At 65.1% G+C, this 21226-nt stretch carries 18 protein-coding genes and 1 pseudogene; 13 read left to right on the top strand and 6 right to left on the bottom strand.

Going from position 1 to position 21226, the window contains the following annotated elements; translation table 11 throughout:
* Positions 1-17 precede the first annotated feature (17 nt).
* From ACZY1I_RS01170 to ACZY1I_RS01180, 3 genes are read left to right on the top strand one after another with little or no spacing between them, the layout of a single operon-like run.
* Entirely contained in the window at positions 18-1127 is a 1110-nt protein-coding gene (locus tag ACZY1I_RS01170; protein ID WP_463753447.1) for a virulence factor Mce family protein, read from the top strand.
* Positions 1128-1130: 3 nt separating this feature from the next.
* Positions 1131-2681, top strand: a complete 1551-nt coding sequence (locus ACZY1I_RS01175) for an MCE family protein (RefSeq protein WP_463752462.1) — start codon at positions 1131-1133, stop codon at positions 2679-2681.
* Between the two features lie 18 nt (positions 2682-2699).
* The gene (locus ACZY1I_RS01180; RefSeq protein WP_463752463.1) at positions 2700-3644 is read left to right on the top strand and encodes a class I SAM-dependent methyltransferase; all 945 of its coding nucleotides are present in this window, start codon (positions 2700-2702) and stop codon (positions 3642-3644) included.
* A gap of 34 nt (positions 3645-3678) precedes the next feature.
* Here ACZY1I_RS01180 and ACZY1I_RS01185 read toward each other — a convergent pair whose 3' ends face one another.
* From ACZY1I_RS01185 to ACZY1I_RS01195, 3 genes are all read right to left on the bottom strand, one after another.
* On the bottom strand, positions 3679-4092 hold the full coding sequence (locus ACZY1I_RS01185) for a hypothetical protein (RefSeq protein ID WP_463752464.1): 414 nt from the start codon (positions 4090-4092) through the stop codon (positions 3679-3681).
* A 75-nt stretch (positions 4093-4167) separates the two neighbouring features.
* Complete coding sequence (locus tag ACZY1I_RS01190) at positions 4168-5304, bottom strand: hypothetical protein (RefSeq protein WP_463752465.1); 1137 nt, start codon at positions 5302-5304, stop codon at positions 4168-4170.
* Positions 5305-5316: 12 nt separating this feature from the next.
* Positions 5317-5610, bottom strand: coding sequence for a hypothetical protein (locus ACZY1I_RS01195; protein ID WP_463752466.1), 294 nt, complete (start codon positions 5608-5610; stop codon positions 5317-5319).
* 54 nt (positions 5611-5664) lie between these two features.
* On the opposite strand from ACZY1I_RS01195, the pseudogene ACZY1I_RS01200 reads away from it, so the two are divergent.
* From ACZY1I_RS01200 to ACZY1I_RS01230, 7 genes and pseudogenes are all read left to right on the top strand, one after another.
* Positions 5665-5730: pseudogene (locus ACZY1I_RS01200) on the top strand (galactose-1-phosphate uridylyltransferase); the annotation flags it as partial.
* Positions 5707-6747 carry a galactose-1-phosphate uridylyltransferase gene (galT, locus tag ACZY1I_RS01205; RefSeq protein WP_463753448.1) on the top strand — a complete coding sequence of 347 codons (1041 nt, stop codon included), beginning with the start codon at positions 5707-5709 and terminating at the stop codon, positions 6745-6747. The pseudogene ACZY1I_RS01200 and the gene galT, both read left to right, overlap by 24 nt.
* The gene (locus tag ACZY1I_RS01210; RefSeq protein ID WP_463752467.1) at positions 6744-7832 is read left to right on the top strand and encodes a galactokinase; all 1089 of its coding nucleotides are present in this window, start codon (positions 6744-6746) and stop codon (positions 7830-7832) included. The genes galT and ACZY1I_RS01210 overlap by 4 nt, the downstream gene beginning before the upstream one ends.
* 121 nt (positions 7833-7953) lie before the next feature.
* Positions 7954-8742 (top strand): hypothetical protein, encoded by a 789-nt coding sequence (locus ACZY1I_RS01215; protein WP_463752468.1) that lies wholly within the window; start codon positions 7954-7956, stop codon positions 8740-8742.
* Positions 8743-8815: 73 nt separating this feature from the next.
* Positions 8816-9757 carry a class I SAM-dependent methyltransferase gene (locus ACZY1I_RS01220; protein ID WP_463752469.1) on the top strand — a complete coding sequence of 314 codons (942 nt, stop codon included), beginning with the start codon at positions 8816-8818 and terminating at the stop codon, positions 9755-9757.
* A 263-nt stretch (positions 9758-10020) separates the two neighbouring features.
* Entirely contained in the window at positions 10021-10245 is a 225-nt protein-coding gene (locus ACZY1I_RS01225; RefSeq protein WP_463752470.1) for an antitoxin, read from the top strand.
* Positions 10242-10640 (top strand): TA system VapC family ribonuclease toxin, encoded by a 399-nt coding sequence (locus ACZY1I_RS01230; RefSeq protein WP_463752471.1) that lies wholly within the window; start codon positions 10242-10244, stop codon positions 10638-10640. Before ACZY1I_RS01225 ends, ACZY1I_RS01230 begins: the two co-directional genes overlap by 4 nt.
* Here ACZY1I_RS01230 and recD read toward each other — a convergent pair.
* The 3 genes from recD to recC are packed head-to-tail and all read right to left on the bottom strand — an operon-like array spanning position 10633 to position 19066.
* Entirely contained in the window at positions 10633-12402 is a 1770-nt protein-coding gene (gene recD, locus ACZY1I_RS01235; protein WP_463752472.1) for an exodeoxyribonuclease V subunit alpha, read from the bottom strand. The genes ACZY1I_RS01230 and recD overlap by 8 nt on opposite strands.
* Before the next feature lie 50 nt (positions 12403-12452).
* Entirely contained in the window at positions 12453-15761 is a 3309-nt protein-coding gene (gene recB, locus ACZY1I_RS01240) for an exodeoxyribonuclease V subunit beta (protein ID WP_463752473.1), read from the bottom strand.
* Positions 15761-19066 carry an exodeoxyribonuclease V subunit gamma gene (gene recC / locus ACZY1I_RS01245; protein ID WP_463752474.1) on the bottom strand — a complete coding sequence of 1102 codons (3306 nt, stop codon included), beginning with the start codon at positions 19064-19066 and terminating at the stop codon, positions 15761-15763. The genes recB and recC overlap by 1 nt, the downstream gene beginning before the upstream one ends.
* A gap of 77 nt (positions 19067-19143) precedes the next feature.
* Here recC and ACZY1I_RS01250 point away from each other — a divergent pair, with 77 nt between their 5' ends.
* From ACZY1I_RS01250 to ACZY1I_RS01260, 3 genes are read left to right on the top strand one after another with little or no spacing between them, the layout of a single operon-like run.
* Positions 19144-19659: a nitroreductase family protein gene (locus ACZY1I_RS01250; RefSeq protein ID WP_463753449.1), complete on the top strand. Its 516-nt coding sequence runs from the start codon at positions 19144-19146 to the stop codon at positions 19657-19659.
* A 22-nt stretch (positions 19660-19681) separates the two neighbouring features.
* Positions 19682-20137 (top strand): cyanase, encoded by a 456-nt coding sequence (gene cynS, locus ACZY1I_RS01255; RefSeq protein ID WP_463752475.1) that lies wholly within the window; start codon positions 19682-19684, stop codon positions 20135-20137.
* Positions 20138-20147: 10 nt separating this feature from the next.
* Complete coding sequence (locus ACZY1I_RS01260) at positions 20148-21167, top strand: patatin-like phospholipase family protein (protein WP_463752476.1); 1020 nt, start codon at positions 20148-20150, stop codon at positions 21165-21167.
* The last annotated feature ends 59 nt before the right edge of the window (positions 21168-21226 follow it).

The raw sequence follows: 21226 nt of genomic DNA on the forward strand, positions 1-21226 counted from the left end.
GTGGACTGGCGCTGTTGATGGCGGCCTTGCTGACATCAGGGCTGTTGACTTCGTGCGATTGGCGCGGCATCGCCAACGTTCCGCTGCCGGTCGGCCGTGGCACCGGCTCGAATCGTATGACGGTGTACGTGCAGATGGCGGATTCGCTGGCGCTCAATACCAACAGTCGGGTGCGGGTCGCCGACGTATGGGTCGGCACGGTGCGCGACATCCAGCTGAACAACTGGACCGCGATCCTGACATTGGATCTCGAGCCGACGGTGAAGCTTCCGCAGAACGCGATCGCGAAGATTGGTCAGACCAGCTTGCTCGGAACCCAACACGTCGAACTCTCGGCACCGCCTGACGCTTCACCGCAGACGTTGCGGAGCGGGGACACCATCCCACTGAAGCACTCGTCGGCCTACCCAACGGTCGAACGGACGTTGGCCAGCGTCGCGGTGATCCTCAACGGCGGCGGGATACCGAATCTCGAGCTCATTCAGACCGAAATCCTTGCCGTCCTGGACGGACACGTCGACCAGATCCATGAATTCCTTACGCGGATCGATACATTCGCCCGCGAGCTGAATCGCCAGAGTGGCAACCTGACTCGCGCAATCGATTCGACAAACCAACTACTGGCCAGCATCGCGAGCCGAAACGCCACGTTGGATCGGGTGCTCACTGATTTGCCGCCGCTGATCGGGCATTTCTCCGACACCCGAGACCTTTTCGCCGACGCCACCGAGTCTCTGGGTCGGTTCAGCGACGTCGCGAATCAGACATTGTCGAATGCCCGTCGCGACTTGTACCGGAATCTCTTGGCACTTCAACGACCACTCAAGCAACTCGGCCGCGCTGCGCCGTATGTGGTCGACGCGTTGAGGTTGGGCCTTACAGCCCCTTTCAACATCGACGGTGTGAACCAGGTGATCCGCGGCGACTACGTCAACATGTCGGGGGCGTTCGACCTGACGCTGTCCAGTCTCGACAACGCGCTGCTGAGTGGAACGGGATTGTCGGGAATGCTTCGGGCACTTGAGCAATCGTGGGGACGGGATCCCGAAACCATGGTTCCGGACGTGCGCTACACACCAAACCCGAATGACGCTCCCGGGGGACCGCTGGTGGAAAGGGGCGAATGAGAAGTGCTGACCCGCCTGATCAGAACCCAACTTGTGTTGTTTGTGGTGCTGGCGGTCGCGGCTGTTGTGGTTCTGTGCTGGTACTTCCTGCGGGTGCCGAGTCTTGTCGGCATCGGCCGATACACGCTGTACGTGGAATTGTCGCAGTCTGGTGGCCTGTATCGAACCGCCAACGTGACTTACCGGGGCATCACCATCGGGACGGTCACCGACGTCGAACCACACGAGCGCGGCGTCCGAGCGACGATGAGCATCGACACCGGCTACCAGATCCCGATCGACGCGTCGGCGAATGTGCATTCGGTATCGGCGGTCGGTGAGCAGTTCGTGGACCTGGTATCGACGCACAAGAACGGTCCTTATCTGCATGACGGGCAGACGATCAGCAAGAGCACGGTCCCGAGCCAGATCGGCCCGGCGCTGGATGCCGCCAACCGGGGATTGGCGGTGCTGCCGAAGGACAAGATCGGATCGCTGCTACACGAAACTTCGGTGGCAGTAGGCGGGCTTGGTCCGGCGCTCCGGCGTCTCGTTGACGGCACCCAGGCGATTGCCCACGATGTCCGGGGAAGCATGGACGATATCGACGACATCATCGAGCATTCGGCGCCCATCATCGATAGTCAGGTCAATTCCGGTGACGATATCGGTCGCTGGGCCGCCAACCTCAACACCTTGGCCGCGCAGACCGCACTGCAGGATCAAGCGGTCCGTCGCATTCTGGCCAACGCGGCGCCGACGGCCGAACAGGTCAATGCGACGTTCGGTGAAGTAGGGCAGTCGTTGCCGCAGACGCTGGCCAATCTCGAGGTCGTGATCGACATGCTCAAGCGGTATCACAACGGCGTTGAGCAGGCATTGGTGTTCCTGCCGCAGTCCGGTGCGATTGCCCAGTCAGTCACCTCGGAGTTTCCCGGCCAGGCGTCTCTGGGCGTCGGCGCCCTGGCTTTCAACCAACCCCCGCCGTGCCTGACCGGTTTCATGTCGGCATCCGAATGGCGGGCGCCCGCCGACACCAGCATCGCGCCGCTACCGAGCGGCACCTATTGCAAGATCCCCATGGACGCGCCGAATGTGGTGCGCGGCGCACGCAACTATCCGTGTGTGGACGTGCCCGGTAAGCGGGCGGCGACCCCGAGGGAGTGCCGCAGCAACGAGCCCTATGTGCCGCTGGGTACCAACCCTTGGTACGGGGACCCGAACCAGATCCTGACCTGTCCCGCGCCCGCTGCGCGCTGTGACCAGCCGGTGAAGCCGGGTCAGGTGATCCCGGCGCCCTCGGTCAACAACGGCCTCAATCCGCTACCCGCGGATCGGCTGCCGGGCACACCGCCACCCGTCAGTGATCCACTGCAGCGACCGGGGTCGGGCACGGTCCGATGCAATGGGCAGCAACCGAATCCCTGCATCTACGTCCCGAGCGCTGTTCCCACCGCGATCTACGATGTGCAGAGTGGCGTCGTCGTCGGACCCGACGGCGCCGTGTACTCCGTCGAGAATTCCAGCGACATCGGAGAAGACGGGTGGCGGAAGATGTTGGCGCCGAAGGGCTGAACGAGAGGACACTTGGGCGTGGCGAGGACCGATGACGACAGCTGGGAGATCACCGAAAGCGTAGGTGCCACGGCACTGGGCGTTGCAGCGGCGCGGGCGGCCGAAACCGAAAGTGACAACCCACTGATCAGTGATCCGTTTGCGCGGGTCTTCCTCGACGCTGCCGGCGATGGGGTGTGGAATTGGTTCGCCACCCCGAAGTTGCCTGACGAACTCCTCGAAGCTGAACCGAACCTGCCGCTGCAGATGCAGTCGATGATGGGCTACATGGCCTCGCGCACAGCATTTTTCGACGCCTTCTTCGTCGACGCGACCGCGGCAGGCATCAGCCAGGCGGTAATCTTGGCGGCCGGGTTGGACTCCCGGGCCTGGCGGTTGTCGTGGTCCGGCGGCCCGACGGTCTATGAGCTCGACCAGCCGAAGGTGTTGGATTTCAAGGTCGCGACTCTGAACAAGCATGGTGCCGAGCCGACGTGCGATCGGGTCGCCGTCGCCGTGGATCTGCGCCAGGATTGGCCGTCGGTGTTGCAGCAGAACGGTTTTGACGCTTCGAGACCGAGTGCCTGGTCGGTCGAGGGACTGCTGCCATATCTGCCGGCGGCTGCCCACGAGCTGCTGTTCGAACGGATTGATGCGCTGAGCGCGGCGGGTAGCCGCATCGCGGTGGAGGGGCCCGGACCGGGCTGGATGGATCCCGATATTCGCGCACAACGGCGCGAGCGGATGGATCGATTGCGTGGTTTCATGGCCGGCGCCGATCCGCAGCGCGAGATCCCGCGAACCGACGAACTGTTCTACTTCGAGGAGCGCGAGGACGTCGGCGACTGGTTGCGTCGGCACGGCTGGGACGCGACCGTGACACCGTCGAAGGACCTGATGGCCGGCTACGGTCGTGGGATTCCTGACGAGATTGAGGACACGACTCCGCGGACGTTGTTCGTCGCCGGCGTCCGCCGCTCATAACGCTCGCGGTGACAGATCTCGTCGAATGTGCGGTTCAGTTCGTTTTCTGATCCCTGAGCGCGCGGGCGAACTGTTCCCCGTTGGGCGTGAGCCCCAGCCAGATCGTGAGATCCCACAACGGGCGCTCTTCGTGGCGTCGTACGTAGAGGTCGTAGACGCGTTCCATGGCAGCGTCGATCGAGAGATCCCATCCTGAGAATTTCTCGCCTGGGTAAGGGAGGTCCCCAATTTGCATCAGCCCCTCTTCCACCAGCGATCGAATAGTTCGCAGCGCCAGGTCCTGTTGAGCCGCACGGGGTATGGCGAGGCTCAAGCGGACGATCGCGGTTTCGACCTCCGCCAGAGGCACCCAGTCGTAGAGCCCACTGGTGAGTAGCTCGGCGCGCAGCCGCTCTTGTGGCGTCATGTCGGGCTGGTGATCGGCGCGGCCGTCCTCAGGCTGGGTCATCGTTCTCCATTTTTCGGCAGTGTTTGGGGCCGTAATTTTCCGGCGACCAGTAGGAGCCCAACGTCGGGGGCGTCATCAATGGCCGAACTCATCTAGGTCAGGTAGCTCGTCTTTGCCGAGCACAGGTAGCCCGTGGTGGCTGTGCGGCGGGTGAACAGGGTGTGGGATGGATTCTGGCGGCACTGGGCCGAGGCCGGCGCCCGGTGGTGCTGGCCCGCAGCGCCCGGGCATTGGCTCTACGGGTGGACGCGCTACGGGTGGCGGCTCGACGGGCACTCGTACCGGTTCGGGTAGCACTGGCCTGACGGAGGCGGGAATGTCCGGTACGCCCCCTCGCGGGTTGATGTGAATTTTGGTGTAGCCACCGTTGCTTGGGATATCGAAGTCAAGGACCGGCCTGCTCGTGGACCCAGCGGACCAGCGTTGCCCGATTATGGTGCCGTCAGGTAGTTGGTATCGGGTGCCCTTACCGGGGTCGCCGTACCCGTTCGGGATTTCCACCCCGTTCTGCTGGGCCCACTTCCATAGATTCTGAAGATCTTCGGGCGAACGGACCTCCCTGATGGACGGTCGCTCCCCGGCGGGCAGTCTGTCGAGCACCCGGCGGATATCGTCGGCGTTTGGGCCGTTGTTAGGCCCTAACCCTGGTGGTGGGTCTTGTTTGAAGGAGTGATCGACGGTCCGTATGTGAGGTGTGTGTTCGTGGGGTGTTTCCGGGAAGTCGTTGATGGCAATTCCGGCAGTCACGGCGGTGATTTTGGCTGCTACTTCATGTTCGATCCCGATGAGTTGGGCTGCGCGTCGGTGGATTTCGGTGGCGAAGGCTTGGGCTTCGGCCTGGCGAGCCGCTTGTTCGGCGGCGGTGCGACTGGTTCGGATGTCTGTGACCGAGTGGTCTTCTCCGACAGTGAAACCCGCATTGTGGGCGTCCTCGACGGCATAGATGACCCTGCGCTGGGTGGCGCCTATGCTTCCGGCGCCGTCACGGGCAATCCTGCTGGCTTGGCGTAGTTTGTCGGCCTGGGCGCTGACCATCGCCAGGTCCGCACCGGTTCGGGTGCGCATTGCATCGGCGGCCGTGCCTCCCCAAGTCAGAGTGTGGGATTGGTTGCGCATCTGCAGAAATACGTCTTCCCACTGATCGGCGGTCTTGGTCCAGTATGTGGCCGCCTCAATCAAATGGTCGGTGCTCCATGCCTGGACTTGGGACACCGTCGGCACCATTTACACCGACCTCGGTGGCACGGCCGCCATGTCGATTGCTGCGTTTGCCTCGTTGTTGACGTACCCCGCAATGCTCGCCTCTACGGCCGCGGCTGTGGCTTGTGCGCGGGCTGTCAACGCGGCTGCAGCAAGGCCAACCGCCACGTGGGCGCTGCCCAGCGCCGCCGTCGTGGGTTGAAATGGCTGCCCCGGCGGAGGTGGTGCGAGGACGCTGAGTTCGGTGCTGAGCGCACTCCATCGCCTGGCCGTGGCTTCTAGCTGATGGACACTGATCCGCAACTCTCCGGATTCCATCCTCGGGAAGTGTAGTGGCTGAGTGAGGAGGCTGGCCCAGTAAGGTTCGACAACGTGACGGCACCGACGCGGTGGACGCTGGCCGATGGCCGTGATCTGCTGTTCTTCGTGCTGCCCGGACACGTCCCGGTGCCGGTGCCGGATCGACGGCCGTTGCCCCAACGCGACTCCGGCCCTTCGTATTTGCGGTACGACCGGACCACCGGGCAGTGGGTGATCATCGCCGAACACCGCCAGGACCGCACGTACAAACCGCCGCCCGACCAGTGCCCGCTGTGTCCCGGACCGACCGGCCTGACCAGCGAGGTGCCTGCTGCCGATTACGACGTCGTCGTCTTCGAGAATCGCTTCCCCAGTCTGGCTGGCCAGGGCCTAATTTCGGCTACTCCGCTCGACGGATTGGTGGAAAACGCTGGGTACGGCCGCTGCGAGGTGATCTGTTTCTCGTCCGACCACACCGGGTCGTTCGCCGATCTACCGCCGGCGCACGCGCAGTTGGTCGTCGAGGCGTGGCAGCACCGTACGGCGGAGCTGATGGCGCTGCCCGGGGTTGAGCAGGTGTTCTGCTTCGAGAACCGCGGCGAGGAGATCGGAGTGACCCTGGCTCACCCGCACGGCCAGATCTACGCCTACCCCTACCTGACTCCGCGCACGGCAACCATGCTGCGTCAGGCGCGGAAGCACCGTAAAAAGCACGGCACCAACCTTTTTGCTGATCTACTGGCGCGCGAGGTCGCCGATGGCAGCCGCATCGTCGCGCGCAACGAGGTATTCACGGCGTTCGTGCCGTTCGCGGCCCGCTGGCCGGTGGAGGTACACATCTATCCAAATCAATTCAGGCGCAATGTTACTGACCTTTCCAGCGCAGAATTGGAAGCATTCACAACGATGTACAGCGACGTGCTGAGCAGGTTCGATCAAATGTATTTCTCTGTGCTGCCGTACATGTCGGCGCTGCACCAGTACGCCGACACCAATGCCCAGCGCGATGGCTACTTTCACGTCGAGCTGATGTCTGTTCGGCGCAGCGCCACCAAGTTGAAATATTTGGCGGCCGCCGAGTCCGCGATGGATGCCTTCATCAGTGACGTCAGCCCGGAGACGGTAGCCGCACGACTGCGCGAGCTGGGGTCATGAGCATCCGCTTCGCCGCACCTGGGCGGGTAAACCTGATCGGCGAGCACACCGACTACAACCTGGGCTTCGCACTGCCGATCGGGTTGCCGCAGCGCACCGTCGTCACGCTCTCGCCGGACGGCACCGACGCGATCACAGTTTGCAGCGACCGTGCAGACGGCTCGGTGCGGATCCCGCTCGACACCGCGCCGGGAGAGGTCGTGGGTTGGGCTGCCTACGTGGCCGGGGGGATCTGGGCGCTTCGCGAGGCCGGTTATCGGGTGCCGGGCGGGACGATGTCGATCACCAGCGACGTTCAAATCGGTTCTGGACTGTCGTCATCGGCGGCGTTGGTGGGCGCTGCCCTCGGCGCGATTGGCGCTGCGGCCGGGATCGAAATGGACCGGGTCGAGTGGGCCCGGGTCGCCCAGTGTGCCGAGAACGACTACGTCGGTGCCCCAACCGGTTTGCTTGACCACCTTGCAGCGCTGTTCGCACAGCCGAAGGTCGCGCTGCTGATCGACTTCCGCGACATCACCGTGCGTCCGGTTTCATTCGACCCGGATACCTCCGATGCCACATTGCTGTTGATCGACTCCCTGGCCCGGCACCGACACGCCGGTGGCGAGTACGCGGCGCGGCGGGCTGCGTGCGAACGGGCGGCCGCCGATATGGGAGCGTCGTCGTTGCGCGATGTGCAGGATCGTGGGGTGGCTGCACTGAGTGTCGTCAACGATCCGATCGACGCCCGCCGGGCCCGTCACGTCCTGACCGAGAATCAGCGGGTGCTGGATTTCGTTGCTGCACTGGCTGATTTGGACCTCAACGCTGCCGGTGGGATCATGACGGCGTCTCACGAATCCATGCGTGACGACTTCGGCATCACGACCGGGCACATCGATCTGCTCGCGGACACCGCGGTGGGCGCCGGTGCGCTGGGTGCCCGGATGACCGGTGGCGGCTTCGGAGGCGTCGTCATCGCGCTGGTGCCGGGCGACCGGACGCAGGGCGTCACCGAAGCGGTGCAACGGGCTGCGGTCGATGCGGGGTACGACGAGCCGGTGATCAGTCAGACCCACGCCGCATCGGGTGCCGGCAGGTTCTGAGCAAGCAAACTTGTCGGTGGCCGCCGATAGCCTGATTTCAACTTCGCGAGATGCCAGCCTCATGAAATGCCTCGGCGGCTCGGACGATAAATCGACTGGCGTCGGACATTGGGAGGTATCCATGGCGCATTCTTCGGACCACTCACAGGTCGAATTTCAGGTCGTCCTGCTCGGCGACCACGACACGGCGCGGCGGGACCGCGACAGGTTGTGCGAACAAGCGAGGGTGCAGCGATGCGTCATCGTCGAAGCCTTCTCATTTGCGCCTGGTGAGGTGGCATCGGCCGACGATCTGACCGAGATCGACGCGGTGGTCTCGGCGCTGGGCCACGCCATCGCGAACCGCGTACACCTCTGGGTGCCTTTTCCGGGTCCGGATCTGGGTCGGGAGCAGCACTGGCGGCGCCTCAGCCTGGTTCTGCAGCGCCACGGCCTCAATCTTCGGTTCGGTTGGGACCTCGACCCGTGTTCGATCACCGGCGGCTTCAACGAAATCGACTACGCGCTGAGGCGTGAGGTACACGCGGTCGATGATCTCGACAGCGCGGTGATGGCGGCCCTCGGCGCCGAAAGTCTCTCGCGTGCAATCGAATTAGAGCTGGTTGCGGCGGATGCGTCTTGCGTGCCCCCCGGCGGGCGGCGAATCGTCGCGGGCGGCGGAGGCGGCGCCGATGCGCGCGTGGACGGCGCGTCTGTGACGCCAATGCTCCCGGTGCCGAATGCGCCCTGGCGGCAGCGCCGACCGGCGCTGAAGGGCTACGTCCGATGGCTCGTACGAGAGTGCGGTGTGACCCAAGCGGCGACTGCGCGGGTATTGAACTCGGTGGGCCAGCGCACTCCGAAGGGACGGCCGTGGCAGCCGGCGACGGTGTCCGCTCTGCTGAACGGTCGCTACGACCGCGCTGTCTGACGGCGTACAGCTGGTTCACATCCAACTGACGTACGTTCGCCACTGGGGTTGTGACCGATGGGAGGACGAGGGCATGGTGCGGACCGATAACGACAGCTGGGAGATCACCGAAAGCGTGGGAGCGACTGCGTTGGGCGTGGCTGCGGCACGTGCAGCGGAGACGCGAAGTGAGAATCCGTTGATCATCGATCAGCTTGCGCAGGTGTTCATCGATGCTGTCGGCGACGGTGTTTGGAACTGGCATTCGGCGCCTCAGCTGCCGCCTGAGGTGCTCGAAACCGAGCCGGACCTGGCGCACCAGATGCAAGCGATGGTCGGGTATATGGCTTGCAGGACAGCCTTTTTCGACCAGTACTTCCTCGACGCGACTGGGGCGGGCATCACCCAGGTGGTGATTCTGGCGGCCGGCCTGGACTCGCGGTCCTGGCGGCTGCCCTGGCCGGACGGGACGACGGTCTACGAACTCGACCAGACCAAGGTGTTGGACTTCAAGGCGTCGACGTTGGCCGAGAACGGCGCAGAGCCCGCGTGTAACCGGATCCCTGTTGCGGTGGATCTGCGCCAGGACTGGCCGGCGGCATTAACGCAGGCGGGTTTTGACGTTTCCGCACCCAGCGCGTGGTCAGCGGAGGGGCTGATGCCCTACCTGCCTGCCGCGGCCCAGGATTTGCTGTTCGATCGTGTTCAGGGACTCACCGCCGGCGGCAGTCGGGTCGCAGTGGAGGCGCTGGGGCCGACGTTTTCGGACCCCGAAGTCCGTGCCAAGCGTCGCGCTCGGATGGATCGGGTCCAGGAGGTCCTGGCGCGAGTGGATCCCACGCGTCAAGTCCCGCGGACCGACGAGCTTTGGTATTTCGAAGAGCGCGAAGACGTGGGTGACTGGTTTCGGCGCCACGGCTGGGATGTGCGGGTGACGCCATCCGATGAGCTGATGGCCGGTTACGGGCGAGCCGCTGCCGCCGAGGTAGCGGACCGGGTGCCGGGGAACTTGTTCGTGGCTGCACAGCGGACCTAGGCCCGCCCAGCACTTGACTGGTAGTCGTTTCCGCCAGCCCGGCGAGGCAGATCGGCAAGCTGGCAACTTCGCTCACGTCGATCGGGCCGGGTCTGGTGGTTAGCGACGATGCTTTCTCGGACCGCGGCGTGCGACCCTACGCGTCTGAGTGGGCCCGCTTCGGAGCTGCGTGCAGTGCGCTCCAGACCGCTCCTGTCGCGTCAGCATCGTGAGTTGGCGACAAGCCATCATTGCATCATGATGCATTGATGCTACTATTTGGTGTGCGCACGACCATCGATTTACCGGATGACCTGCACAAACAGGCGATGGCAATTGCGCGCGATACCAACCAAACATTGAGTGCCACGGTCGCCGATCTGATGCGGCGCGGCCTGGGACCCGGCAAAGTTGCTGCGATATCGGCAGATCCGCGGACCGGGTTTCCGGTGGTGAGTGTCGGGAGGGTCGTGACTTCAGAAGACGTGCGCTCGCTGGAGGATGAGTGACGGCACTGCTCGACGCCAATGTGCTCATCGCGCTCGCCGTTGCGGAGCACGTGCATCATGATGCGGCGGCAGAGTGGCTGGCGGCATCCGAGGCGATGTTCGCCACTTGCCCGATCACCCAGGGAAGTCTTGTCCGATTTCTCGTTCGAACGGGCCAGTCCGCAGCCGCTGCACGCGACGTCGTGAGTGCAATCGAGAATGTGGACCGCCATGAATTCTGGCCCGCCAGTATCTCTTTCGCCGACGTGGGAGTCGGTGGCGTAGTGGGTCACCGGCAGGTGACAGACGCCTACCTCGCGCAACTTGCCCGAAATCGTAACGGGCAGTTGGCCACTCTCGATAGTGGGCTAGCGCACCTGCACAGCGATATCGCGGTGCTCGTTCCTGTCAGCTAACAGGTGATTTGGCCTGAAGCCGACGAGCCAGGCCGCTGGCACGCACGGCGCGCCGCTCAATCGCGGCGCGCACCCCGGCCTCGGTGCCGACCACACGCACCTTTGTCTTGGCGCGAGTTACCGCGGTGTAGAACAACTCTCGCGTGAGTAACCGCGAATCCGCCGACGGCAACAACACGGTCACCTCGTCGGCCTGGCTGCCCTGGCTTTTGTGGATTGTCATGGCGTGCATCGTTTCGACGTCGGACAATCGGCTGGTGGCGAACTCGTGCGACTCCTCGGCGCCGGCGATGACGGCGCGGAGTGCGTCGTCAGCAAGAACCGTGACTCCCGCGTCGCCGTTGTAGACGCCAAGCCCGTAGTCGTTGGTTGTGACGAGCAACGGCCGTCCGGCGTACCACGAAGACCAGATGGGCTCGCCCGTCTCCTCGACGAGCCATCGCTCAACCTGCCGGTTCCAGTGCTCGACGCCGAATCGCCCCCGGCGGTGCGCACACAGCAGTCGATGCTCGTCGAGTATCGCGAGCGCGGTCGCCCTATCGCCAAGCGCGGCGGCATGCCGAAGCCGAAGAGCGTGCGGCACCAGCACATTGCGCAGATGCTCAGTCGGAATTTCGGTGTCGATCCACTCGATGTGCTCGCCCGCTGCGCGCAGTTTGTCGATGGCGAGGTCGGCGTCTCCGTCCCGGATCGACGCCGCCAACTCGCCGATGGAACTGCCGAACCGATGCGAGGTCTTCAGGGCCGCAACTCGAGCATCCTTGCGGGCGCCAAGCCCGTCGACCAGATCGGCCAGTACCGCGCCGGCCTCCACTGAGGCCAACTGGTCCGGGTCGCCGACGAGGAGCAGGCGCGTTTGGGGGCGCACCGATTCAAGCAGCCGGGCCATCATGGTCAGCGACACCATCGAGGTCTCATCGACGACGATCACGTCGTGCGGCAGCCGGTTACCGCGATGGTGACGGAAGCGTGACGAGGTATCCGGTCGGCTTCCCAACAGCCGGTGCAACGTGGTGGCCTGCAAAGCCGGGACTCGTTGCCGGTCAACCGGATCCAGCTTCTCGATCTCCAACTGGACCGCCTCCTGCAGCCGTGCCGACGCCTTCCCGGTCGGCGCCGCCAGGGCGATACGCAGCCGGGCGTTACCGGCTTGCTCGGCCTGCTCGGCGAATAGGGCAAGCAGTCGTGCCACCGTGGTGGTCTTGCCCGTTCCGGGGCCACCGGTGAGCACCGTCAAGCCTTGCGTCAGCGCGATGCTCGCGGCCGCCCGCTGTTCGTCATAGCCTTCCGGAAACAGTCGATGGGCGTCGAGGGCCTGGCCCGGGGTGCGGGTGGACAGCAAAGCCAGGAAGTCATCTGCCACCTGCTGTTCCTCGCGCCAATACCGGTCCAGGTAGAGCAGATTGTTCTCATACACCCGCAGCACCGGCGGTGAGCCGGCCAGCGGGCTGGCCAGCACCGCCGCGAGCCACTCGTCTGGCCGCGGCCACGGGAGGTCGGCAATGCCGACTTGGTCCTCGACCGACCTCAAGTCAACACACACCGAGCCGGCCCGCAGCGCGCGCACCGCCAACGCGACCGCGAGCGACACGGCGGGATCCGAATCGCCGGCCATGGCGGTAAGTCGTTGCGCGACATGAACATCGGCGGGCTCGAATACGCCGGCCTCGCTGAAGGTCCGCAGGAGCCCGGAGGCGCTGACCGCTTGGCGCCGGTCCGCCGGGTCGAGGACCTCAGTGGCACCTTCGCTTGCGATCGTCATGGCTGTTTGATGCCGACCCGCTGCGCCCGGCTCCGCCGGGCTTGCGATCGTCATGCCACCACCCGCCCTGCATCGAGCAGATCCGACAACGCCGTCACCAACACCGGCGGCGGCGCCCAACTGAAGACTCCGGTCGGATGGCCGTCGATCACCGGAGTGTCAGGTCCGCACATTCCGCGCAGGAACAGATACAGCACGCCACCGAGATGTCGTGACGGGTCGTAGCCGGGCTGCCGCCAGCGTAGAAACCGATGCAGCACAACGCTGTAGAGCAAAGCCTGCAGCGGATAGTCCGAGTGCAACATCGCTTCGGCCAACCGTGGCCGGTCGTAATCCGCGGCGGTCAGCGACCGATCGGGATCACCCAGCCAGTTGGTCTTGTAGTCAACGACCAGGTAGCGATGGCCTGACCCGTCGGGAATCCTGAGTACCGCGTCGACCGAACCGCTGAGATAACCGCGCAACGACTGGCCGCCGAGCGTCTCGCCGACCAGTCGGTCTGCGTAGGACGCCAGCGGATCCTCGGCTGGGAGGTGGGACCGCAGTAACCTGCCGACGTCGGCCAGGCGGATGTCCGGTGCCTTCTCGCGACGATCGCCACCCGCCAGTGGGAACTCAAAGTCCAGTTCTCGCAACCTGTCTCGCAAACCGATCTGCCGCAGGGTCAAATCGCCGGCCAACGGGCCCAGCGGAGTGTCGTGCATCGGGATCATCGCCGCTGCCAGGTCGGCGGCCGGCACGTCGACCGGATGCCAGACGGAATGTGTGTCTATCTGCGCTTCTAGTTCGGCGCCGAGGTCGGTGGCGAACGGATCGGCCGTCTCCAGTACCGCGTGCACCAGCGTGCCGAACCGTGCGCCCATCGGCAGGTCGGCCATCGGCGACGGCACCTCAGCCCCGGACGGCGCCTGCGTCAGCGGTATGTCGCCGACCTCATCGTCGAGTTCGGTGACCTCCGGCTCACTGCTGACGCCTGTCGTGGCCGCCCCTTCGAGGACCCGAATCAGCCCGGAATAGGAAGTGCGCCGCCACCGGGTGTCGATGCTGCGATGGAAATCGCGAATGTCTAGATCGGTCACCGTTGATTGACCGGAAATTCTTGGCGCCGCGGCGATCACAGACTCTTCCAACACTGGTCCACCGGCGCGTTGCCACTCCGTGAACAGATCCCACGCGGCTTCGTCGGTGATCTTGGCAGGTGTGCAGCGATCCGGCACCGCCGTAGCCCCGGGTCGGCGACCCCGGATCAGTCGTGACAGCCCGCCGTTGGGTTCGTAGTAGGCCGGCGACCACCAGGCCACCACCTGCGACTGGGCCCGCGTCATCGCGACATAGGTCAGCCGACTGTCGTCGCTGGCAGCTTCCTTGCTCCCCAGTCGCTCCACAGCTGCGAAATCGGGGCTGTCCTTTCCGCCGATGTGCAGGCAGCGCACTCCGTCATCGTGGAACAGCAGCAAGTCGCGTTCCTGGGTATTGCGGTTGAACGCGAACGGCAGATACACCACGGGGTACTGCAGTCCCTTACTCACCCAGACCGTCATGATCTGCACTGCGGCCGCGTCACTGTCGATCCGCCGATTGCGTTCGGTGGCGCCGCCGCGCTCCTCACGCTGGCCGCGCAGCCAATCCCGCAGCGCCGGTAGCGCAAAGCCCTCACGGTGCGCGGTCTCCTGCAATAGCTGGGTGAGGTGGGCCAGATCGGTCATGTGCCGTTCGCCGCCCTGCCACGACAGCACGCGGTCGCTCATCCCGTTCAATTGAGCGGCCTCGTAGATGGCGGCTACCCCGCGTTCACGCGCGTGATCGGCCCACTCCCGCAGAGTTTCGGCGACGCGGTCGGTCAGCGCATCACCTTTGGCCGCAAGACCTTCCGCGGTCTCGCCGAAGAACATCGTCGCTGCGGCAGCACGCACCAGTCCGGGCCGATGCGGCTGGTCGAAGGCCTCCAGCAACGACAGCCAATCGTCGGCGGCCTCCGAATTGAACACGTCCGAGTCGCCGGTGTACACCGCGGGAATGGCGGCTTGAGTCAGAGCTTGGTGGCAGGCGCGGGCGTCCTTGTGTGTCTCGACGATCACCGCGATGTCGCGAGCGACAAGTGCCTTGCCGCCGAATGTCGCCCCCGATGCCAACAGACCTGCGATGTCGGCGGCCAGATCACGGCCGATGTGTTCCCGCACCTCGTCGATCGGCAAGTTCTGAGTTGCTCTGCGGCCCAGAGTCGCACGACGAACCACGCGCAGCCTGAACGGGTCACTGTGCGGCGCACCGATCAGGCGATGTCCCTGGTGGTACGCGCCGACCTCGCGGACGACGATAGCGGGGTCGCCGAGTTCGGCTCCGAGCAGCAGGGACTGCAACCGGTCGACGAGCACGCTGTCGCTGCGCCAATTCGTCGCCAAGGTCTGCTTCTCGCCGGCCGTTTTGGCCGCTTCCAGGTAGGTGACGATGTCGCCGCCGCGAAACGCGTAGATCGCCTGCTTCGGGTCGCCGATCAGGATAAGCGTGGATTGTCCGGTGAACGCCCGGTCGAGCACCTGCCATTGCACCGGATCGGTGTCCTGAAATTCGTCGACCATGACGATCGGCCAGCGTTGCCGCATCCGGACGCGAGCGGGGGAGTCGTTCGTGGCCAGCGCGTCGGCCAATCGGCTGAGCAGGTCGTCGTAGTGCAGGATGCCGCGCCGCCGCTTACGCGCTTCCAGCTCGACGAGAACGCTTTTCGCGAAGTTGACGCGGACCGCGGCCGCGGTGCCTGCAGGCGGGTCGCTGGGCCTCAGCTGCGTCGAGGGGTTGTTGACGACCGTCCTGGCGATGCGCAGTGCGTCGCGGTAAGTCAGCGCGGGATCGTCACGCTCCCGCCCGAAATGGGCGAGATAGAGATCGTCGACGATTTCGGCGACCAGGTCACCGAGATCCTCCACCAGCGTGACGCCCGCGTCGCTATCACCAGCCACACCAAGGGATTTCAGCACGAGCTGGCAGAACTGGTGGGTGGTGGCGATGGTCGCCGCGTCGAAGCCCGCCAATGCGTCGCGTAGTCGTTGCTTGCGCTCCAGGCGCTCCTCGTCAGTGCCGTCGATCAGGTGTGCCACCAACTGGTTGTCCCCGACGACCGATGGGTCGTCGAAAGCGCGCACTGTGTCGACGATCTGACAACGAACCCGTTCGCGCAGCTCCTGGCTGGCGGCCCGCCCGAATGTGATGAGCAGCATCTCGTCCAGCGTGGCGTGGCCCTCGGCAAGGTAGCGGGTGACCAGGCCGGCCAGCGCGAATGTCTTGCCGGTTCCCGCGCTGGCCTCGAGCACTGTCGTGGAACGCGCCGCGGGCAGCGGGCCGAGCAGATCGAAAGGTTTCATCAGCCGGGATCCTTCTCGGCACGCAACAGGGGCAGCCAGAGCCGTGCGGCGAAGGCCCCCAATCGGTTGTCTTCGCCGGCATACTCCTCGCCGGGCCGGACTGGTTGCATCAGTTCGGTCAGCCGCGCGTGCCTGCCCCAGGCCCGCACGTGCGCCGGAGATTCATCCTCGCCGGGATAGAGATCGGTTTTCCACCGGTAACCCGCTTGCCGCACCGGATCGTCACCGCCGGACCGGGCCACCGCCCACGCATAAGATGTCTTGATGGGCAACGGAATTGGCTCGCGGCGACCCGCGTCGTAGATCGTTACCAGCTCGCGGAGTACATCGACGGCATTCTCGCGTGGCCGTCCCAGCGCCTGCCCCCGAGGCGCGGTGCCACGTTTCGGCCGGCCGATGCAGACGGCGGACCAGTCGCGGTCCGGGGCGTGAGCGCACAACGCCAGCAACGAAATCCAGGATTCAAGCAGGTGCTTGCCGTCGAGTTTCGAGTACGTGACCGACGCCAGACATTCGCCGAACACTTGTGGCACGGTGCCGGTCAACCGCCGCGAGCCGAGGTCCGAGGGGAGATCAACGTCGACGTCATATGCCACGGGTGCGGCGCGTCGGTGTCGGAGTGCTGCGCTAGCCAGCAGGGCGGCCTGATCGCGGATCTCGGTCACCTTGCGCCAGCCGAGTTGGCCGGGCGGCAAGGTTCCGCGCCGCCACTCCGCTTGTCGCGCCTCGTCGGGTGCCATGCCACCGAGAATGTCGTGCAGCATCCGGTCGCCGACCGACCATTCCTCGAGCGCATTGATGTCGACCGGCATGGCGTCCGCGACACCGTCCACATCCCAGGGCAGCGTGAATTCGAGTGCCCGGAAGAAGCCTTTCACCGGGTCCTTGAAGAAGGCGATCAGATCGGCGAGTGCCACATCGTCCGGTGGCGGTGCTGGCAGCGGTGCACCGATGAAACTCGGCTGTTCGGCGCGTTCCCCGTTTGCTGCTCTGGCTGCCCGCAACACGGTCGGGTCGAAGCTGAAAGGGACGCCCGGCACCAGCTTTCCGCGTTCCACGTTGCGAATGTCGAACGGCTGCAACGGATGTTCGACGAGGACTTGGTCACGAACCTTCGTGCCGGTGGTCATGTCCACTGCGTCCAAGAGTTCGGCCAGCGGCACGGCGGGTGGTCTGCGTTGGCCTGAGTACTCATTGGCGCCGGTGTAGGTGATTACCAGATTGCTAGTGGCCGCGCCGATGGCGTCAAGCAGCAACTGCCGGTCCTCTGAGCGGATGTCGCGCTCACCGGTCAACGAGTGGCGGGCCAGGGCGTCGTCGCCGTCGACGACACCGAGACGCGGGAACACGCCGTCGTCGAGACCGACCAGGCAGACCACCCGATGTGGCACCGAGCGCATCGGAATCATCGTGCACACGGTCAGTGTCCCGGTGCGGAAGTTGGCACGGGTGGGCCGTCCGGCCAGGTGTCGTTGCAGGAGTGCACAGATGTCAGGTAACCGCAGCGCGGTGTCGGCCCGGGATCCCGCGGTGCGCACGATGCCGGCGAACTCACGTTGCATCTGGTTGGTCTGCCACACATCGTCATCGTCGGTGCGGGTCAGCAGGCTGATGCCGTCGGACAGCGCGCTCAGCCATTCCCGCAGCGGCCTGGTGCCGGTGAGCGAGTCGACCACCCGCTGTAGTCGGTCGATGTATTCGGCGAGTCGGCCGGCCAATTCGACCCGGTTGCTGCCGACGTCGTCGAGGGGCAGCGTCGAGTCGATCCAGGCGTGCGATGCGTCGGACATCGCGACGCCGGCCAGGACGCGATCGATGCCGAATCGCCATGTGTTGTGGACGAAGTCGACGCCGAACGGCTTGCGGTGCTCCTGATCGAAGCCCCACCGGATGTTGGACTGTCGGACCCACCGGGTGATGTTCTCCAGATCGTCATCGCTGAAGCTGAACCGGGCGCGTACCGGGTCGGCCTGGGCGAGGTTGAGTACTTCACTCGCGGTGACCCGGCTGCCGGCCAGCGCCAGCAGCTGCGAGGCAACGCCCAGCAGTGGATTGGTCTGCACCAACGAGCGGTCGGCCAGGCGCACCCGCAGCTTGTGGGCGGGATGCGAGCCGCTGACCACATCGCCGAGACCGAAGTCCGCGACGATCAGCGGCGCGTAGGTCTCGATGTCGGGACACATCACCAGGATGTCGCGCGGCTCCAGCGTCGGGTCGTCGGCGAGCAGCCCGAGCAGCACCTCCCGCAGCACGTCGATCTGCCGGGCAGGCCCGTGGCAGCTGTGCACCTGAATCGACCGGTCATCGGCCGCCAACGTGCGGCCGGATTGGCGGACGGTGTTGGCTGCCAGGTCGGATTGCAGCCAGCCCAAAAGGTTTTCGGGACGATCCGGGCTGCTGAGACTCTCGTCGGTCGCGACCGCGGACGGCAGGCTCCGTTGCAGTTCGCGCAGGTCCCTGCCCAGAGTCGCCAGCAGGGGATGGCCGACCAGGCGGTGGCTGGTGTCTTCGTGCCGCGGCACCGGCCCCCTGCTGGTGTCGCCGTCGGCGAGCGCCCGCCACAAGGTATCGCTGGGGTGCGGCAGCCACAGGTGCAGGTCGTGGTGGGTGGCCAGCGCGCCGAGCAGTTGCACATCGGTGGACGCCAGACGGGTGTGGCCGAACAGTGACAGCCGCGACGGCAGTTCGGCCGGACCTTCCTGCAGTCGGACGATCGTCTTCTCGTGGCGGACGTGCGGCGGATCGGCGGCCACGGCGGCGACCAGTGCCCGCCACAATTCGGGCTGCCAGGCCAGGTCGGTATCGAGCTCGCCGGGATTGCCGTCGAGCCAGTCGATGAGCAGTTGGGGACGCTGCCGCGCGTATGAGGCGAACAGCCCCGCCAGTCGGCGGGCCACCGAGTACCGCCGGCCCCGGCGCAGGTCTGCCTCGGCTCCGATGTCGAAGTGGCCCAGATGTTTTGCCAGTGTCTGACACCAAGACTGCTGCAACGAGCAGTCGATCACCTCGAGTAGTGGCCACGTCATCGCATCTGCTGACCACGGATCTTCGTCGACGGTTCCGGTGATCTCGGCGATCAACGACGCGGGGTTGCGGAACGTGACCCCGGCGCAGATGCCGTCACCACCGGCATGGCCGGAGCCCAAGCGGTGTGACAGTCGCTGGCTCAGCCAGCGCTCCACGCCGCGCGCCGGAACGAGTACCAACTCCTCGCCGAACGGGTCGGACAGCGCAGTGGCCAGCAATGTGCCGAGTCCGTCGGCAAGTAGATCGGTCCGTTCGGCACGGTGGAGGTGAAGCGGCATCGGGCGCCACGATAGCTCTTTGCTACGACAGGCTGATGGCAGCATGGATGGCGGGGAAGCGATAGGGAGGCGTGAAATTGGAGACCTGGGATGCGATCCGTGCCCGGCGCAACGTGCGGCAGTACACACAGCAGCCGGTTTCAGCGGATGACTTGAACCGAATCGTCGAGGCCGGCTGGCGGGCGCCGTCGGCGAAGAACCGCCAGCCGTGGGATTTCGTCGTCGTCACCGATTCTGCTCAGCTGCAAGAACTTTCGACCGTCTGGATGGGCGCGGGTCATATTGCGGGAGCCGCGGCCGCGATCGCTTTCGTGATTCCGGTGCCGCCGGATGAGCGCCGCAAAGTGACCGACCAGTACGACGTCGGGCAGGCGACCATGGCGATGATGATCGCGGCCACCGATCGAGGGATTGGTACCGGTCACTCGTCGGTGGGGGATCAGGACAAAGCGCGGGCCATCCTGGGCGTGCCCGACGGCTATCTGGTCGCTTACCTGCTCGGGGTCGGATATCCGGCCGACCGCCCGTTGGCTCCGATCCGCAAACCCAGTCGACGGCCGTTCGACGAGGTGGTCCATCACGGCCGCTGGTGACGATGCTTGGCATGCTAGGGCGATGAACCGAAACGAGATCACCGAACAGATCGTGGTTGCTCGGTTGTCCAAGGGGCTGAGCTGGCAGCAACTGGCCGATGCCGTCGACCGACCACTGCTATGGACGACCTCGGCCCTGCTGGGGCAGCACCCGGTACCCGCCGAGCTGGGCAAGATCCTGGTCGAGATGCTCGGTCTGGATGACTCGGCGGTGCCGGTTCTGGCAGCCCCGCCACTGCGCGGCAGCCAGTCCGGTGGCGTGCCCACCGACCCCACCATCTACCGCTTCTACGAGGCGCTTCAGGTCTACGGCGGTGCCATCAAGGAAGTGATCCACGAACAGTTCGGCGACGGCATCATGAGCGCGATCAATTTCAGTCTCGACCTGCAGAAGAAAGAGCACCCGTCAGGCGATCGGGTGGTGGTGACGTTTGACGGGAAATTCCTTCCCTACCAATGGACTTCGGCGCAAGACTGAAGGGTGAGTCATGGCAGCGCAACGGTCTAAATCGGTTGATCTGGTTCTGTCCGGCGGCGGGGTCAAGGGCGTAGGCCTGGTGGGCGGCGTGGTCGCCATCATGGACGCCGGTTACTCGCTCAAACGCGTATCCGGGGTCTCCGCCGGTTCCCTGGTCGGCTCGATCCTGGCTGCCGCGTCCAACGGCGACAAGCTGACCAGCGCCCAGATCAAAGAACTTGCCCTCACCCTGCCCTACGACAAGTTCCGTGACTCCGGTCCCGTCGGCCACCTACCGGTCGTCGGCCAGGCGTGGGGGCTGCTGCGCGAGAACGGCATCTACCGCGGCGACTTCGCCCGGGACTGGATCCGCAGCGAACTGAAGAACCTGGGCGTCACGACCTTTGGCGATCTGGCGCTGCCCGACAAACAGATCCATGCCGAGCGCCGCTACCGGTTGGCGGTCACCGTCACCGACATCACGACCGGGCAACTGGTGCGGCTGCCCTGGGACTACCGCCGCCTGTATGGACTCGATCCTGACGAGCAATTGGTTGCCGACGCCGTCCGGGCGTCGATGTCGATCCCGTTCTATTTCCGTCCGGTCACCCTGACCAGTTCCGCCGGGCTCACCTCGACGTTGGTCGACGGCGGTGTGCTGTCCAACTTCCCGATCGACTCCTTTGACCGGCCGGACGGAAAACCCCCGCGCTGGCCCACTTTCGGCATCACGGTGATGCCGAATCTGCCCGAAGGCAACGATCAGGTGATCCCCGGTGTGTCGGCACTGCGTTTGCTGGGCCCGCCGTCGGTGCTCCTCGAGCAACTGATCACCACGATGTTCGTCGGGCGCGATCAGACTTACCTCAACCAGCCGTGGGTCAGCGCACGTGCGATCCGCGTGGACTCCACAGCGGTCAATTTCCTCGATTTCGGCATCTCGCGAAGGGATGCCGAAGCGCTCTACCAAAAGGGTTACGACGCCGCCGCGACCTTTTTGTCGACCTGGAACTGGGTCGAATATTTGGAGCGGTTCCGCCAATACCAGTAGGCATCATCTGAGCCTGAAAAAAGACCTTCAGTTAAAAACGGCAAAATTGCCCTGAAAGC

The sequence above is a fragment of the Mycobacterium sp. IDUB_37 genome, assembly GCF_055419245.1.